Genomic DNA, 14,961 nt, shown 5'->3' with positions numbered 1-14,961 from the left:
TTTCATCTCCTCAATCTCACCAACGTAAAAATTAACGGACTCTGGATGTAAGGTTGATTCTGGTGTGATCAACATTACTGCCACTCGGCTTTACAGAACTATAACCTATCTTAACCCAGATTCAGAAAGGGTTTCTGCGATCGCCTTGAGTTCGAGTAGGTTTCTATCTTAGATTTGGATAGAGCTACCTGGCAACTCTATCAAATTTTACTCTGTATATCAAGGGAAAGGGGCTTGGGTTAGAATAGCAGGAGATTATCACAACTGGAACAGAACTTGAATGGATGGGTCTGAAGGTGTAACAATTCCCTTACCGCCAGAGGGATATAAATCGGGGTTTGTCGGAATTATTGGTCGCCCGAATGTGGGGAAATCGACATTAATGAATCAGATGGTGGGCCAGAAAATCGCCATTACTTCCCCCGTAGCTCAAACGACGCGCAACCGTCTGCGGGGGATTCTGACGACGGATGAGGCTCAAATTATTTTTGTCGATACCCCCGGAATTCATAAACCCCATCATCAACTGGGTAAGGTTTTGGTACAAAATGCCAAGTCGGCGATTTCCTCCGTTGATGTTCTGTTGTTGGTGGTCGATGGGTCTGTGGAGGCTGGCGGCGGCGATCGCTATATTATTGAGTTACTAGAACAAGTCAAAATTCCGGTAATTCTGGGCATGAATAAATTGGATCAACAGCCAGAAGATACGGTGATTATTGACCGGAGTTATGGTCAACTGGCTCAACCCCATGAATGGCCCGTGGTCAAATTTTCTGCATTAACTGGGGATGGTGTCAATGATTTGCAACAATTATTAATAGATCGTTTAGATCCTGGCCCTTACTATTATCCCCCGGATTTGGTAACGGATCAGCCCGAACGCTTCATTATGGGGGAACTAATTCGAGAACAGATTTTACTCCATACCCGGGAGGAGGTACCCCATTCCGTGGCGATTTCCGTTGACCGGGTGGAGGAAGACCCGAAAATTACTCGGATTTTATCTACTATTCATGTTGAGCGTCCTTCCCAAAAGGGAATTTTAATTGGCCATCAAGGCAGTATGTTGAAAACCATTGGTAGTGATGCCCGACAACAGATTCAAAAGTTGATTGATGGTAAGGTCTATTTGGAGTTGTTTGTGAAGGTGCAACCGAAATGGCGTCAGTCCCGCAGTCAGTTGGCGGATTTGGGGTATCAGGTCGAATAGTGGTTTCTAGGGGATGGGTTACATCAGCTTTTAATCTTTTGAAATCCTGAAACTTTTGGGTGCTTGCGTCCTCGCTCGAAGCGAACATTTTACGACGGGTTAGGCGCGCAAACCGAAATAAGTTAGAATTAAATCCCTATTTCCGGTATTACTAACTTCGTGAATTTCCCCGGGTTTCACCGCAATACAAACCCCAGGTTTTAAGTCATAATCTTTACCGTCAATACAAATATTTCCTAAACCCGATTCCACAAAAAATACCTCACACATATCAGTATGGGAATGACCACCCGCCACCTGTCCCGGGGCAAAATACGCTTGGGAAAAATTAGTTAAGTGGGGTAAATCCCCTAAACTTAACATGACCTTTTTTTTAATTGCTGGGTTATGGGAAACTTCCTGTTCTGGAATTAGGTTTAAATCTCTTATTTTCATAAAAATTAACGATAAAATCTAGTTTAATTCTAACAACTTTATATCAATTTAGTCAATAGATTGAGCCAAACAATCTTTGACTTTTTCAATAGCTGCTTTGGGAGAATCCACAATAAAAACTTGTTTGGGAGCCAGAGATTTAAAAAACTGTTGACTTTCCAAAGTTTGATTTAATAAAATAATAGGCTTATTTTGTTTAATTGCTAAGGCAATTTCTGAAGCAGTTCCGGCTCCGATTCCACAAGCAATAATAACATCGCCAGATAAGACATTAATCACATTTCTAGCTTGACCTAAATTTGTAAAAATGGCAATATCAACCGCTTCAGACATTCCTTGAGCATCGGCATTCGGTAAAATTCCCAGGGTCAAACCATTGGCTGCTTTTGCCCCTTGGTTTGCCGCTTCCATCACCCCATTATTACTTCCCCCGGTTAATAATACCCATCCTGATGCAGCAATCAATTGACCTAGTTGATAAGCATTTTCTACATCATGGGAAGTTGCTGTTTTTCCTGGCCCCATAATGCCAATGATAATTTTTTTCATAAGAATATGATAATATGCCCTACATCCATTAATCTATAGTGATAGGTAATTGCTGATTGTTTAACTTTGATAAATCTTAATATTTGTTATGAAAAGTAAACTCAAACTCAAACCAGTATCCGAGGATGCCTTAATTGAGATGCGGCAGAATTTGATCGCTGAATCTACACTGTGTTTTAATTATATTATCCTGGTGATTACGGCTTGTTTAATTGCTACCTTTGGATTACTGAGTAATAGTACCGCCGTGATTATTGGGGCGATGTTAGTAGCTCCGATTATGTTACCCCTGCGGGGATTAGCCTTTGGTCTTTTAAAAAGTGATGAAGAATTATCTCGCCGTGGTATTATTTCGATTATCGTGGGAACGGTGGTGGCACTAATATTATCAATGACATTGGGAAAAATAACGGGAATTCAAGATTTTGGCTCAGAAGTTTTAGCCCGAACTGAACCGACATTAATTGACTTGGGAATTGCGGTTGTTGCGGGGGGATTAAGCGGTTTTACCAAGGTAGAAAAGGGGATTAGTGACGCGGTAGCGGGAACCGCAATTGCTGTGGCTTTAATGCCGCCTTTATGTGTGGTTGGTTTAACCTTATCCCAGGGTTATTTTGATTTAAGTTATGGCGCAACCTTGCTTTATTTAACTAATTTAATTGGGATTGCCTTAGCTTGTATGATCGTTTTTATTGTAGCCGGTTATTCCCGACTGCGAAAACAATTTGCTTTAACTTTATTTATTGCTGCTGCTTTAGCTATTCCTTTAGGAATTAGTTTTTTACAGTTCGTAACTCAACTGCAACTACAAACTGATTTAAGAAATATTTTTGAACAGCAAACCTTAACGGGACAACGGGTAGATTTACAGGAAACTTATATTAATTGGAAACAAAATCCTCCTAAAGCCTATTTAAAAGTTCGCTCAACCGACCCTGTAACTCCCAGACAAGTCCGTTTAGTTGAAGATTTTATTAATCAAAAAATGAGACATAATTTCTCCTTAGTTTTCTTAGTGGAGGAGGTCGAAAGAGTAGAAGCCGAAAAGGAATAGATATTAACCCTTAATTCTTATTCCTTTTTGCCCTATTACCACCTGTTATTAAAATCCACCAAAATCAAGGGGACTGGATACAGGACTGGTGAAAACAAAATAAATAATTCCCGACCCTAATAATGTAATTGCTAAACTAAAAAGAATCACCCAACGATCAGGAGGTTCATAAGAATCTTCTTCGATATCTCGACGGACAATAAAATATTGAAACGTCGATAATAATACAGTTAATAACCCGACCCCGGAAAATAATAATCCTAATTTCCAGCCATAGCCGGGGCCAGGAACAGCAACGGGTTGAAACGCGCGCAGACGTAAAATTACCACCCCAAATCCCATTAAACCAACCGCAGTTCGCATCCAGGCTAGATAGGTGCGTTCATTGGCTAAATGATCTCGAACCCGGGAGGGATTGAGTTTTTTTCGCTTTTGATTAGTTTCAGGTTTAGAGTCTGATGATTCCATCACCTTAGAGGTGTTAGTTTCGGTATAATCTTCAGTTTTCATAGTTTAGAATTAGAAAAAAATAGAGAGAATTATCGTAACTTATATTGTTGAAATTGCCAGTAGTCAATTTATTGTTGAAGGGTTTTAGTAATAACCTCTTAATTTTTGATTTCAAGTTTGGCTTTTTTGTCACGGCTGGAAAACAAAACCCAAGCATAACTAATGAACAGAGCTAGAAGTGCTAATAAAAGGTTTTCTTTGACGATAAAAACTCCTAAACCAATTAACACACAGGGAACAAAAGTATGACCATACCCGGTTAAAATTCGGGAAATAGCGGGAAAATGGGTTAACTGATAAGCCAGATAACACCAAACTCCGACCAGGAATAAAAATGTACCGATTATGGTTAATAAACTGTCTAAACTACTACTGGCAAATAGGGTAAAATAAATCGCAATATTATCACTCCCATTAGCAACTGTTACCGCCGCAACTCCATAGATTTGAGGCGATAAAAAATTTCGAGAGAAGAAAGAATTATCGGATATTTTTGGAATCTTGACAGTCTTAGGGGTTTCCGTCTGATCTGTTTGGGATTTTAATAGATAAGAAATTCCAAAAATTACCGGAACTACACCTAACCAGCGAATTGCATCAGCAGGAATCCATAAACTGCCAAAAAAACCGGGCAAACTCACAAGTAATATCAGAATAAATCCTAAATATTGACCGATGATAATGTGCCGGTGGCGGAAGTTAGTATTAACTTTGGAAAAAAATAGGATGAGAATGAGAAGATCATCGACATTTGTGGCGGTAAAGGTGGCAATTCCGGTAAAAATATCAGCAATTAATGGGTTCATTTTTTCTGTGTTTTTTTATTCTTATTCTTCCGAATTTGTACCCTCGGTATGTGTGGGAGTTTTAGGACGGGAGATTCGTTGCTGTTTATAAAAGGGTCGATAAACTCGCAGCCGATAAATTGAAGTCCCTTTAACTTTTTTGAACCCCCTTAAAATTAGTAAAGTCATTAAGGTTCCGATTAAACTCATCTGCCATAATCCACATCCGGTGGCAGTGCCTAAACCGGCGGTTAACCATAAAGCTGCTGCTGAAGTTAGCCCTTTAACTTTGGGTTTAAGATTGGGTTTTGACTGTTGAAAAATAATGCCTGCCCCGATAAATCCCACCCCCGTTGCAATTCCTTGAATTGTACGACTCAGGGCATTAGTTGAGTTAATATCAAATCCTGCTTGTAGAGGAATCATCACAAAAATTGCTGCACCCAAACTAACAATCATATAGGTTCTAAGTCCGGCTGGTCTACTGGGTTGCTCCCGATCTAATCCAATCACACCTCCAATTAACAACGCTATTCCTAAGCGAAAGATAATGGTTAACCAGTCATCAGACGGAAAAAACATGGGGTTAGCATTGGCACTCATTGATTCTATAATCCCTACTAATTATCTAATTAAAGTTCTGGATTATTCTCCACAACCTGATCATCAAGTTTATCAAGTTAGTCGTCAAAAATCCTAACCTGTTAAATTTCATAGTGCCAAAAAGGTTGATGTCCTGGAAGAATAATAAATTGCCGATTCAACCGTTCAATAATCCCTTGCTGTTCAAATTCTTTTAAAAGTCGGGTGACAGTGACTCTTGTAGTCCCAATACTTTCAGCAATTTCTTGATGGGTTAAATGAAATTCAATCAGTTGACCATGGGGAACATCGCTACCAAATTTGTTGGCTAATAATAGGAATAGTTTATGCAAAGCTTCATCAACGGGACGAGAATGGACAATTTCTAAGAAGGTTTGGAGTTGATGAATATGTTGAATTAATAGGGGATTTAAGTCATCAAATTCGCCGATGGCAACGGAGGTTGCCTGAACTGGGGTGACGCATTCCATATAGTAAGGGTCAGATTTCGATAAAACCCGCGATACCACATCCCCGACGCCCCATAAACCCAGGGTGACAACGGTTCCGTTTTCCAGGTAGGTGAAGGTACGCACAACACCAGACTCAATTTTCCACAGGTGATCCCGTCTTGCCGGAAGTTGGTCACGGCGTTGGAAGTAACGCTGTTGCTGACTAAATTCGGGTGCAATCCTTTGGGCTAAAGTCATCTAAGATAGGGGCTAAGTGAAATTAAACTAAAATTGTAAAGCATATTACCTGAATTTGCATTAGAATACAATTTTGATTGTATTAAATTGTCGTTAGTCCCCATTCAGACTAATCTCAATTCCCTGATCATGCGAGAGGTGAGTGATTTTACAATGGCTGGAATGACCCTAGAACAACTGCGAATTTTTTTGGCGGTGGCGGAACATCTGCACTTTACCCGGGCGGCGGAAGGACTTTATATTACCCAGCCTGCGGTCAGTGCCGCGATTCATAGCCTAGAAACGGAATATCGAATTAAGTTATTTCATCGAATTGGTCGCCATGTTGAAATTACAGAAGCTGGACAATTACTGCAAATTGAAGCCCAAAAAATTTTGGAACAAGTGGGTTTAACGGAACGGGGATTAAAAGAGTTAAATAATCTCCAACGGGGGGAACTTAAATTGGGCAGTAGTTTAACGATTGGTAACTATTGGCTACCGGAAAAAATTAGTCAATTTCAACGGCAATATTCAGGAATTATAGTTAATTGCACCTTGGCAAATACGGAGGAAATTTGTTTAGGGACTGCCAATGGACAGTTTGATTTAGGGTTAATTGAAGGGGAGGTTAAACCGATTTTGCAAAAATCATTAGATCAGGAAGAAATAGGGAGCGATCGCCTATTAATTGTGGTTGGACAATCCCATCCTTGGTTTAAGCGAGAACAGGTTGATTTAGCAGAACTCAAAAATACAGATTGGGTAATGCGAGAGACGGGTTCGGGAACTCAGCAACGCTTAGAAGAAGCCCTAAAAAATTGGGGAATTAATCTGAATGAATTACAGGTTATTTTAGTTCTCAATACCGGGGAAATGGTGAAAGCCGTTGTTGAGGAAGGTCATGTCGCGGCGGGAATTTCTGAACTGATGGTCAAAAAAGAATTAAAACTAGGAATATTAAAGGCAGTCAGAATTATTGATCATCGTAAAAGTTTAACTCAAGAATTAGAGTTAATTCGACCTTTTGTTAAAATCAAACACTGCCAAAGGTTTCAAACTAAAATTGCTCAAACCTTTGAAAAAATGTTATTATTAAATGATATCAGTTTGCAAAAATCAGCCTAACTTTAACAGGACAACCTCTTAAAGTCCCCCAATTTTGGGGGATTTAGGGGGCAAATATTGCTGCTTGAGAAATCATTCTAAACCCTATACATTTCAAGCCATCTAGCCCCCTAGCCCCCAACATTGGGGGGAAAATAAATAATTAGGACTTTTTAGGGCGATTGCTATGATCATTGGTATGCGATCGCCTACTTTTGACACGCTATATCTAGCCTGCTTGCGTAAGTCCTGTTTAATTAATGATTAACTAAGGTATCTAAATTGAATCGATGAATTGATTTATCATCCCAAACTAAGGGCAATTTCCCATTCCATTGATCAACCATTTGTCTTTTTAAGATCTGTGGAGTTAAGGTTTTTTGCAACACGGCGTTAGCTTCCGCTTCTCCTTTGGCTAAATTCACCTTAACTTCAGCTTCTTTAATGGCTTTTAACACTAAAAATCCGGCTTTTTTAGCATCCTGTTCCGCAATTTGTTTGGCTTCCACCGCATCCATAAACCGTTGGGAAAAATGAACATGAACCAGGGAAATATTATCGACTTGAATATGATAATTAATCAGTTGACCTGTTAATAAATTATCCACCTCGGATTTGACATTTTCTCGACGGGTAATAATTTCTTCGGCGGTATATTTTGCCATCACAGCTTTGAGAATTTCTTCAATCACTGGATTAATAATTGCCTCGATAATCGTTTGTTCGTCCCCAATTTGTTGAAAGGCTAAATTAGCTTCTTCAGGAATAATATGCCAATTCAAAGCAACATCGGTAAAAACTTCCTGTAAATCCTTTGAGGAGGCTTCGGCGGATATTTCCTGTTTTTGAATTCGGACATTTATCTTTTGTACGGTTTGCGCCACCGGAATAATAAAATGTAATCCTTCTCCCAAAACTTGGGTCTGAACTTTTCCAAAAACCATCAAAATCCCCCGTTCTCCAGCTTTAACAACCACCAGGGGATTAAAAAATATCAGGAATAATAGTAACAAAAAAATCAGATTAACGGGTTTGAATAACCCTGAATAGCTTGGCATTATCGGATCACAATTCAGTGCTTAGATATCTTAGAAGATTGATCACTAACCAGGATATCAAACTGATGCAGATTTAACAATAAACTTGCCAGAACCGCCCAAGTAATTGCTAAAAGCCAACCGCCTAAAATATCACTAGGAAAATGCACCCCTAAATACAATCTTGTCCAAGCAATGGTGAGGACAAACAATCCCCCCAAACCAATAACTAACCCTCGCCATTTTGTCTTCCAAGTTAGAATAACTAAAGCAATAGTAAACGCCATACTTAATAGGGCGTGACCACTGGGGAACGAAAAATCTGTGGGTAAGGGATGGGTAGATATCCCAAAATCAGGCCGCATCCGATGGAAGAAAATTTTAGTGGATATACTAATTAGTCCACTTCCCAAAAGAGTTAAAAAGAAATATAAGAGCGATCGCCATTTTTTTTGATATCCTAAAGTTGAAATAACTGGAGTTGCCAGCCAGAATATTCCAGGGAACATACCCGCACGGGTGAGGATAAACACCAGTTTTTCAAGTTGTGTTTGCCTCGGAGAATAAACAGAAAATAAAATCGATACATCCCAAGATAAACCACTGGCATTTTCACCGATTTTCAAAGCTAAAATAATAAACAGGAGCAGGGGTAAAGAAATTCCTAATACCAAAAATTGCCAATGAACAATTAACCAATTTTTAACAGAATTTAATTTAAAAAATGATGATAGGCTGGCATTGAAATTAGACATTATCAATTTTCTCCAAATTAACGATTAATGAGGTAATAGGGAAATATCAATAACATTCGACTGAACTAATGCAACCATAACCACAGTAAAGGCGGTGGAAGAAACAACACCCAGCGCTAAATCTTTTTTAATATTTCGCTCCGGGGCAGAAGATTTAACCACATTCATGGCTCCATATTGCATGAGTAAAATTCCGACTAAATTAGAGAGCCAATACCCCAAAACAGAGCCCGGAAAAAATAAGTCCTGGGATAATTTACCCAACACAAATCCAAACCCATAAGCAATGGGTAAGTTAAAAATTAAATCATTCCACCAGCACAACGGAGACATCATAAAACCCAGAAAAACTAAGATTCCACCAATCATTTTTTTAGACATAAATACCTCTCTTGTTTACAGGTTTAACTCAGTTGCTCTGAAATTTTATCAACCATAATCGGAAAAAGCCGAAAAATGGCGCTTTTGGCCATGATCTGGGGATTAGATCGAGCTTTGCAAAGATTGTATATGAATCTTGTCTGAATTTCAATACATTTAGAATTAAATTATTTTCCTGAGTCCCAAGTTGGGCCGATTAAAGTCCCTCGCAGTTGCCAGGGGGGATGGGGCGGAGCCTTAATCTCCAGTTGGCCACTATAGAGCTTTTGTTGAATATAGGGACTTTCCAAAACGGGCCAATTTTCCAAAACCCGCTTTTCTCCATTAATCAGGGCGTCCCCAATCGCCCCATTTTTTTGATAGGTTAGAGTTAAGCGATCGCCCGCCAAACTTTTATAACTTAATTTCCCTTGATTTTTCCAATCTTGATCGACAATTTCGGTTTGATCTAATGCCTTTTTCAACTGTTGTAAATTCGGATAGTCAGACACCGCCCCAACATCGGTGATCCAAGCCGTTTGATTTCCCATTGCTGCTAGGGCTTGTAAATTAGGTTCTTTGTCAGAAATTGAGGATTTTAACTCGATTTTATCCCCCCAAGGTCGAGCTATTAACCAAGCATTATGAATTTTCCAAATATACCAATTATTATAGCGTTGGGGCTGACCGAATTGTTGAGGTAAAACTAGATGGGATGCGGTCGGAACTCCGGCTTTTAAATCCGTTTCATTTAAAATTAATTGTAGGATAACTGCACCCCGTTTCTGAACTAATTGATCCCCAGGACTGCGACCGGTGGCTTGGGGGCCATGATAGGTTCCTGCTAAACTAATCACTGCATTTTGTTCACCCTTGGGATCACGCACCACTAATTTATAAGTAGCATATTGGGCGCGAATTGTGCCTTGAACTTGATAGACTCTACCAGGTTCTAATAGGGTTCCTAAACTATAGTTTTTTGTGATATAAAAATCTTCCCAAAGGCGGTTACTTTCATGATAACTATAATAGGCTGGATGGCTGGCTCTAGCTTCAAAAGGGAGGGCAATTTCTTTCCGGGCGATCGCTGTTAAAATTTCAGGAGGACGATAGGAACTCAGGGCCGCAGGTAAGGCTAACCAAGCATATTGATCATCCATTTGTTCAGCAAATTTAAGTTTTTCTCCCCACCATAACCAAGCCACAGCAGTTAATCCATTATTCCAAGTATTGCGGTCAAATCCTCGACTTTCTGCCCCGCCTGCGGTTCCCCAACTCAAGCGTAATGCCATATTTGTCGCATACCAATCTAACAATCCTTTAGCTAATTCTCGTAGTTTTTGATCTTGAGCAAAATCATATAAATTTAACAATCCACTAATACTATATCCATAATAAATAGAGGAATGAAATTCTCCCTGACCAATAGTTAAAAACTTATTTAATTCTGACCGTAACCAGGCTTCATTTGTGGCAGCACTGGCGGGACTTCCCACGGGAAAACCACTAGCATTCATCAGAGCTAAACCCGATGCCCGTTGCATAAAAGCATGGTTTTCTGTTCCGCCTTCTGTCCATTCTAAAACCCCAGGAGATTCTAATTGACGGCGATAGGCAAGTTTAACCTCTAAAGGCATTGTATCTTTAAATAAAAAGAAAATTCGCACATCTAAAGGGGCGCGAAAATGATAAAGATCCTGTTTATCTTGATCCATTTTTAATAAAATATCCCAACTCTGTTGCGGGTCATATTTTTTTCCTTCGGCTTGATTTTGCAGACTTAATTGAGATAAAATAATCGGTAATAAATATTTATGGGGATCACCTAGTTTGATTCGTCGCCACCAAGCATCCTTTTCTTCTAAATTAATGGCGGCTAGTTTTTTTCTAATGGCTAAACTTCTAGCTTGAAAGGCAATTTCTGCGGCTGATTTTTTATCGTTTGGTTGGGGAATAATAAAATTTGATGGTTGAGTGGAATAAAAAATAGAATCTTCTAGGAATGGGTTAAAAACCTCAGTCTCTAAAGAGGAATTTTGCGGTTGATACTCAGAGGAATAGAAGCGACAACCAAGAGTAACGATAAAGATAGTCGTTAACCCAATAATTATTTTAAGGTTTGTGTTCATGAAATTTTCAAGGTTTAAGATAGGAAATCATTTTTTTCAGAGATGCTGAGTTATAAGTTTGAACATTTAGGATAAAATAGAAAACGAAATCAATCAGAGGATGTGTCAGATGGGATATGCGATCGATGTTGATCAATCTAACTTTGAACAAGAGGTTGTCAAGGTTTCCTATAAAAAACCTGTATTGGTTGACTTTTATGCCACTTGGTGTGGCCCTTGCCAAATTTTAAAACCGATTTTAGAAAAGTTGGTCAAAGAATATGATTTTATTTTAGCAAAAATTGATATTGATCAAAATCCTGAATTAGCTAGTCAATATCAGGTCGAAGGTGTACCCGATGTCAGAATTGTTGAGCAAGGAGAAGTGCGTCCAGGTTTTGTCGGTGCATTAACAGAAATTAAAATCAGAGAAACCCTAATTCAAATGAATTTACAATCTGATTTTGAACGAAGTTTAGAAACCTTAAAAAATGCGATCGCGGATCGAAAATTTCCCCAGGCTAAACAATTACTAGATCAGTTATTTTCTGAATATCCAGATAGCCCGGAAGTGGTGTTAGAAGCGGGTAATTTTTTAATTGTGATTAATCAATTGGAAAATGCCGAAAAGATGTTAAATACAATTCCAGAAGATCAGGGAGAATTTTTCCTCAAAGCTCAAGCATTGAAACAATTAATTCAATTCAAAAAAGATGCGGTTTCCTCTGGAGAGAGTGAGCTAGAACAGAATTATGCTAAAGCCTGTCAATTGACTTTAGATCAAGCCTATTCCGAGGCTTTATCTTTGTTTTTAGAGATTGTATCAACCCATCGTAAATTCAAAGAAGATGCTGCTAAAAAAGCGATGTTAGCTATTTTTAATTTACTCGGCAATGAACATCCTCTAACCCAAGAATATCGCAAAAAATTAATGCTAGAATTATATTAGATAGCAGGAAATAGGGAGAGGAAATTTAACGTTTCGTTATAACTTAAAATGGAATCGGCAATTTCCGTGCTTTTCCATTAATTGTTTTTCTCTAAAAATAATACATTATGACCAATGCTTCACTGATTTTAGGGGAATTAAATGATCGGGATATAGACTGGATGGTGACAGAAGGTAAACGAGAAACCATTCAAGCTGGTGCCATTTTGATCGAAGAAAATCAACCCCTGGATGCTCTATATATTGTATTGAGTGGAAGCCTAAATGTTTCTGTGGCTTCATTAGGAAATCAAATTGTCGGAAAAATTGGCGAGGGTGAGGTATTAGGAGAAATGTCTTTTGTTGATGGACGTTTACCTTCTGCTACGGTACAAGCCGCGCAAGATTGTTATGTATTATCGATTTCTCGACCTTTATTATCTCAAAAATTAGAAGAAGATGTTTTATTTTCTTTGAGATTTTATCGCGCCATTACTAAGTTTTTATCCTCTCGTTTACGGGCAACGGTTAACAATCTTGGCTGTGATGAAAATACTAATTTATTGCCTAATAAACTCCCTCAAAATACTGTCAAAACCGAGCAGGATAATCGTTTAGATTGGATTATGCAGCGTTTAAGTGGATAATGGGACTGGGTATTTTAGATAAATATTAATATGTATTGATGTTTAAAAAAGGAGAAAACTATGATTTTATCTCAAACAAAAGGTCTAATTTTTTTATCAATGGCGTTAAATTTATTCGGTTTTGGTGCAGTCAATTTAGGACTCAATTCTGTCCTTTCTCCTGTTATCTTAGCGGCTCAACCTCCAAATAACCTGGCTAAACAATTAGTAGGAAAATGGCAAGTTCCCACTAATCTTTCTTCGGGTATTATTTTTACTGAGGATGGCAAGATTTATATATTTGTAACACCTATTGAAGCGATCCAATTACAATACACGATTGATCCAACTTTTAAACCCGGATTTCTGCTGTTTCGTGATGCTCAAGGAAAAATTGTCGGGACGGCTATTTTTGAATTACAAGAAGATGGACAACTTCAGTTAGACTTAAATATTACTGGAGATGAACAACCCGCTATTACTACTTTTAAATCTCAACCTTTACTATTTAAAAAAACCTCTGAAGACCCGAGAATTGCTACTTCAGTTAGGATCAAAACGCCGACAGCATTAGAATTAAAAGAACAAGCTGATCGAGATACCCAATTAGAAGCAAGACAATATATTGAAATTATGAATCGAGGTAATGAAGCGAATTATACTAAGTATAATGTTTTTAGTAATAACTTAGAAGAATTTATTAAAGGTCTGCCTGAAGAAACTCGAAATTATCGCTATAATATTAGAGTTATTGACGAAAAAAATATGGTTCAATCGGTTGCTGTCGCTAAACGGGATGGATTAAAAAGCTATATTGGAGTGGTTTATATTGAATCTTCACCGATTAGCACTATCAACACAAAATCAATTATCTGTGAGAGTGATCAACCAACTCAAAAAGTTCCTAATCAACCCGTATTATTCAGCACTCAATCGGCTAATTGTCCGGCGGGATATTCGAGAGTAAAATAGGCATTATTTTTCTCGGGTTTAGATGAAATGCTGAAATATTGACTATACAATATAGCGCTACGCAGTTGAAATATATACAGGACTTACGCACAAGACCAAAGAAACCGGGTTTCTGGCCCTGATTTTGCGGATGAAATCGAGATTTCTCGTTCAGAAACCCGGTTTCTGCGTAAGTCCTATCTAAATACAGTAGGGGCGAACGGCCGTTCGCCCCTACTCGTACCAGAAGTGTGGGTAGTTCACGACGCAGTGACTTCATTGGTCAACGGATTTCCCTGCTCAAAATCAGAAAAATTAGCAATAGTTGTCCGAGCAATATCATCTAAAGCATTCTCCGTAAAAAAGCCTTGATGGGCAGTAATCACAACGTTAGGAAAAGATTGCAGTAATTGAAAAGTATCATCTTGAATAATTGTGGTAGAAAGATCCTCAAAGAATAGTTTGTCTTCTTCTTCATAAACATCAATCCCAACATAACCGATTTTCTCGGATTTAATCCCTTCAATTACGGCTTTAGTATCAACTAATTTCCCGCGACTGGTATTAATTAACATTACCCCAGATTTCATTTTAGCAAGGGTTTCTTGATTAATCAGATGGTGAGTCTCAGGAAACAAAGGACAGTGGAGAGAAATAATATCCGAACGTTGCCAGAGTTCTTCTAAAGAAACATATTCAGAATTTTCTAATTTCTCAAAATTGGGATTAGGATAAACGTCGTACCCTAAAAGATGACAGCCAAATCCTGCCATAATTTGAGCAAAGATCTGCCCAATTTTTCCCGTACCTACCACCCCAACGGTGCGATTATGCAGGTCAAATCCTAACAATCCATCTAAGGCAAAATTATCATCTCGAACCCGATTATAAGCCCGATATAATTTGCGATTCAGCATCATAATTAATCCCACGGCGTGTTCAGCTACAGCATAGGGAGAATACTCGGTGACTCGTACTACTTTAATTCCTAACTGAGCGGCAGTTTTGAGATTAACATTATTAAAGCCGGTGCAACGCAGGGCAATTAACTTGGTGCCTTGAGATGCCAAAATTTCCAGGGTTTCTGTTCCTAAATCATCATTCACAAAAATACAAACCGCCGGAAATCCCGCCGCTAGTGATGCGGTTTGAGGTTGCAAACGAGCCTCAAAGAAAACAAACTCGTGACCGCCTTGGGAGACTTGATTCTCTAACTCAAGAAATTGACGGTCATAAGACTTGGTACTAAAAACAGCAACTTTCATGGATTAATTG

Annotated in this window: 17 protein-coding genes; 6 read left to right on the top strand and 11 right to left on the bottom strand. The window is 38.6% G+C overall.

The genetic code is table 11. The features are described from left to right. Positions 1-280 precede the first annotated feature (280 nt). A complete protein-coding gene (era, locus tag PL9631_RS10425) occupies positions 281-1,210 on the top strand; it encodes a GTPase Era (protein ID WP_083619907.1) in 930 nt (309 codons plus the stop codon). Positions 1,211-1,309: 99 nt separating this feature from the next. Here era and PL9631_RS10420 read toward each other — a convergent pair whose 3' ends face one another. Continuing rightward, entirely contained in the window at positions 1,310-1,645 is a 336-nt protein-coding gene (locus tag PL9631_RS10420) for a cupin domain-containing protein (protein WP_083619904.1), read from the bottom strand. A gap of 48 nt (positions 1,646-1,693) precedes the next feature. After that, the gene (locus PL9631_RS10415) at positions 1,694-2,194 is read right to left on the bottom strand and encodes an SLOG cluster 4 domain-containing protein (protein WP_083619901.1); all 501 of its coding nucleotides are present in this window, start codon (positions 2,192-2,194) and stop codon (positions 1,694-1,696) included. Positions 2,195-2,282: 88 nt separating this feature from the next. On the opposite strand from PL9631_RS10415, the gene PL9631_RS10410 reads away from it, so the two are divergent. Next, positions 2,283-3,248 (top strand): TIGR00341 family protein, encoded by a 966-nt coding sequence (locus tag PL9631_RS10410; RefSeq protein WP_083619898.1) that lies wholly within the window; start codon positions 2,283-2,285, stop codon positions 3,246-3,248. A gap of 48 nt (positions 3,249-3,296) precedes the next feature. On the opposite strand, the gene PL9631_RS10405 is transcribed toward PL9631_RS10410, so the two are convergent. The 4 genes from PL9631_RS10405 to PL9631_RS10390 form a co-directional block, all read right to left on the bottom strand. Continuing rightward, positions 3,297-3,758 (bottom strand): YidH family protein, encoded by a 462-nt coding sequence (locus PL9631_RS10405; protein WP_331281260.1) that lies wholly within the window; start codon positions 3,756-3,758, stop codon positions 3,297-3,299. Between the two features lie 98 nt (positions 3,759-3,856). Continuing rightward, positions 3,857-4,564 carry a cadmium resistance transporter gene (locus tag PL9631_RS10400; RefSeq protein ID WP_083619895.1) on the bottom strand — a complete coding sequence of 236 codons (708 nt, stop codon included), beginning with the start codon at positions 4,562-4,564 and terminating at the stop codon, positions 3,857-3,859. Between the two features lie 21 nt (positions 4,565-4,585). Continuing rightward, positions 4,586-5,146 (bottom strand): MgtC/SapB family protein, encoded by a 561-nt coding sequence (locus PL9631_RS10395; protein WP_331281259.1) that lies wholly within the window; start codon positions 5,144-5,146, stop codon positions 4,586-4,588. Between the two features lie 101 nt (positions 5,147-5,247). Beyond that, entirely contained in the window at positions 5,248-5,835 is a 588-nt protein-coding gene (locus tag PL9631_RS10390; RefSeq protein WP_083619889.1) for a Crp/Fnr family transcriptional regulator, read from the bottom strand. A 138-nt stretch (positions 5,836-5,973) separates the two neighbouring features. Between PL9631_RS10390 and PL9631_RS10385 the strand changes: the two genes are divergently transcribed. Then, complete coding sequence (locus PL9631_RS10385) at positions 5,974-6,942, top strand: LysR substrate-binding domain-containing protein (protein WP_231516701.1); 969 nt, start codon at positions 5,974-5,976, stop codon at positions 6,940-6,942. Positions 6,943-7,178: 236 nt separating this feature from the next. Here PL9631_RS10385 and PL9631_RS10380 read toward each other — a convergent pair whose 3' ends face one another. The 4 genes from PL9631_RS10380 to PL9631_RS10365 form a co-directional block, all read right to left on the bottom strand. After that, a complete protein-coding gene (locus PL9631_RS10380; protein ID WP_083619883.1) occupies positions 7,179-7,979 on the bottom strand; it encodes a prohibitin family protein in 801 nt (266 codons plus the stop codon). A gap of 14 nt (positions 7,980-7,993) precedes the next feature. Then, positions 7,994-8,713 (bottom strand): phosphatase PAP2 family protein, encoded by a 720-nt coding sequence (locus PL9631_RS10375; protein WP_083619881.1) that lies wholly within the window; start codon positions 8,711-8,713, stop codon positions 7,994-7,996. Between the two features lie 24 nt (positions 8,714-8,737). Then, the gene (locus PL9631_RS10370; protein WP_083619878.1) at positions 8,738-9,094 is read right to left on the bottom strand and encodes a hypothetical protein; all 357 of its coding nucleotides are present in this window, start codon (positions 9,092-9,094) and stop codon (positions 8,738-8,740) included. A 167-nt stretch (positions 9,095-9,261) separates the two neighbouring features. Further along, positions 9,262-11,202 carry a hypothetical protein gene (locus PL9631_RS10365; protein WP_156090508.1) on the bottom strand — a complete coding sequence of 647 codons (1,941 nt, stop codon included), beginning with the start codon at positions 11,200-11,202 and terminating at the stop codon, positions 9,262-9,264. Positions 11,203-11,311: 109 nt separating this feature from the next. Between PL9631_RS10365 and PL9631_RS10360 the strand changes: the two genes are divergently transcribed. The 3 genes from PL9631_RS10360 (at position 11,312) to PL9631_RS10350 (ending at position 13,707) form a co-directional block, all read left to right on the top strand. Further along, complete coding sequence (locus tag PL9631_RS10360; protein ID WP_083619875.1) at positions 11,312-12,130, top strand: tetratricopeptide repeat protein; 819 nt, start codon at positions 11,312-11,314, stop codon at positions 12,128-12,130. 107 nt (positions 12,131-12,237) lie between these two features. Further along, entirely contained in the window at positions 12,238-12,756 is a 519-nt protein-coding gene (locus PL9631_RS10355; protein WP_083619872.1) for a cyclic nucleotide-binding domain-containing protein, read from the top strand. Between the two features lie 60 nt (positions 12,757-12,816). Next, the gene (locus PL9631_RS10350) at positions 12,817-13,707 is read left to right on the top strand and encodes a type IV pilin-like G/H family protein (RefSeq protein ID WP_083619870.1); all 891 of its coding nucleotides are present in this window, start codon (positions 12,817-12,819) and stop codon (positions 13,705-13,707) included. 239 nt (positions 13,708-13,946) lie between these two features. On the opposite strand, the gene PL9631_RS10345 is transcribed toward PL9631_RS10350, so the two are convergent. Further along, the gene (locus tag PL9631_RS10345; RefSeq protein ID WP_083619868.1) at positions 13,947-14,951 is read right to left on the bottom strand and encodes a 2-hydroxyacid dehydrogenase; all 1,005 of its coding nucleotides are present in this window, start codon (positions 14,949-14,951) and stop codon (positions 13,947-13,949) included. Positions 14,952-14,961: the final 10 nt, after the last annotated feature.

It is taken from the genome of Planktothrix paucivesiculata PCC 9631 (assembly GCF_900009265.2).
GTDB classification, from domain to species: domain Bacteria; phylum Cyanobacteriota; class Cyanobacteriia; order Cyanobacteriales; family Microcoleaceae; genus Planktothrix; species Planktothrix paucivesiculata.
This window is presented reverse-complemented; position numbering and strand designations above follow the sequence as displayed.

What these genes read in the sequence shown, in the direction of transcription:
- era (WP_083619907.1), top strand. Translation starts at nt 281, where the DNA reads ATGGATGGGTCTGAAGGTGTAACAATTCCCTTACCGCCAGAGGGATAT.
- PL9631_RS10375 (WP_083619881.1), bottom strand. Translation starts at nt 8,713, where the DNA reads ATGTCTAATTTCAATGCCAGCCTATCATCATTTTTTAAATTAAATTCT.
- PL9631_RS10415 (WP_083619901.1), bottom strand. Translation starts at nt 2,194, where the DNA reads ATGAAAAAAATTATCATTGGCATTATGGGGCCAGGAAAAACAGCAACT.
- PL9631_RS10420 (WP_083619904.1), bottom strand. Translation starts at nt 1,645, where the DNA reads ATGAAAATAAGAGATTTAAACCTAATTCCAGAACAGGAAGTTTCCCAT.
- PL9631_RS10355 (WP_083619872.1), top strand. Translation starts at nt 12,238, where the DNA reads ATGACCAATGCTTCACTGATTTTAGGGGAATTAAATGATCGGGATATA.
- PL9631_RS10365 (WP_156090508.1), bottom strand. Translation starts at nt 11,202, where the DNA reads ATGAACACAAACCTTAAAATAATTATTGGGTTAACGACTATCTTTATC.
- PL9631_RS10410 (WP_083619898.1), top strand. Translation starts at nt 2,283, where the DNA reads ATGAAAAGTAAACTCAAACTCAAACCAGTATCCGAGGATGCCTTAATT.
- PL9631_RS10390 (WP_083619889.1), bottom strand. Translation starts at nt 5,835, where the DNA reads ATGACTTTAGCCCAAAGGATTGCACCCGAATTTAGTCAGCAACAGCGT.
- PL9631_RS10360 (WP_083619875.1), top strand. Translation starts at nt 11,312, where the DNA reads ATGGGATATGCGATCGATGTTGATCAATCTAACTTTGAACAAGAGGTT.
- PL9631_RS10350 (WP_083619870.1), top strand. Translation starts at nt 12,817, where the DNA reads ATGATTTTATCTCAAACAAAAGGTCTAATTTTTTTATCAATGGCGTTA.
- PL9631_RS10380 (WP_083619883.1), bottom strand. Translation starts at nt 7,979, where the DNA reads ATGCCAAGCTATTCAGGGTTATTCAAACCCGTTAATCTGATTTTTTTG.
- PL9631_RS10405 (WP_331281260.1), bottom strand. Translation starts at nt 3,758, where the DNA reads ATGAAAACTGAAGATTATACCGAAACTAACACCTCTAAGGTGATGGAA.
- PL9631_RS10370 (WP_083619878.1), bottom strand. Translation starts at nt 9,094, where the DNA reads ATGTCTAAAAAAATGATTGGTGGAATCTTAGTTTTTCTGGGTTTTATG.
- PL9631_RS10400 (WP_083619895.1), bottom strand. Translation starts at nt 4,564, where the DNA reads ATGAACCCATTAATTGCTGATATTTTTACCGGAATTGCCACCTTTACC.
- PL9631_RS10345 (WP_083619868.1), bottom strand. Translation starts at nt 14,951, where the DNA reads ATGAAAGTTGCTGTTTTTAGTACCAAGTCTTATGACCGTCAATTTCTT.
- PL9631_RS10395 (WP_331281259.1), bottom strand. Translation starts at nt 5,146, where the DNA reads ATGAGTGCCAATGCTAACCCCATGTTTTTTCCGTCTGATGACTGGTTA.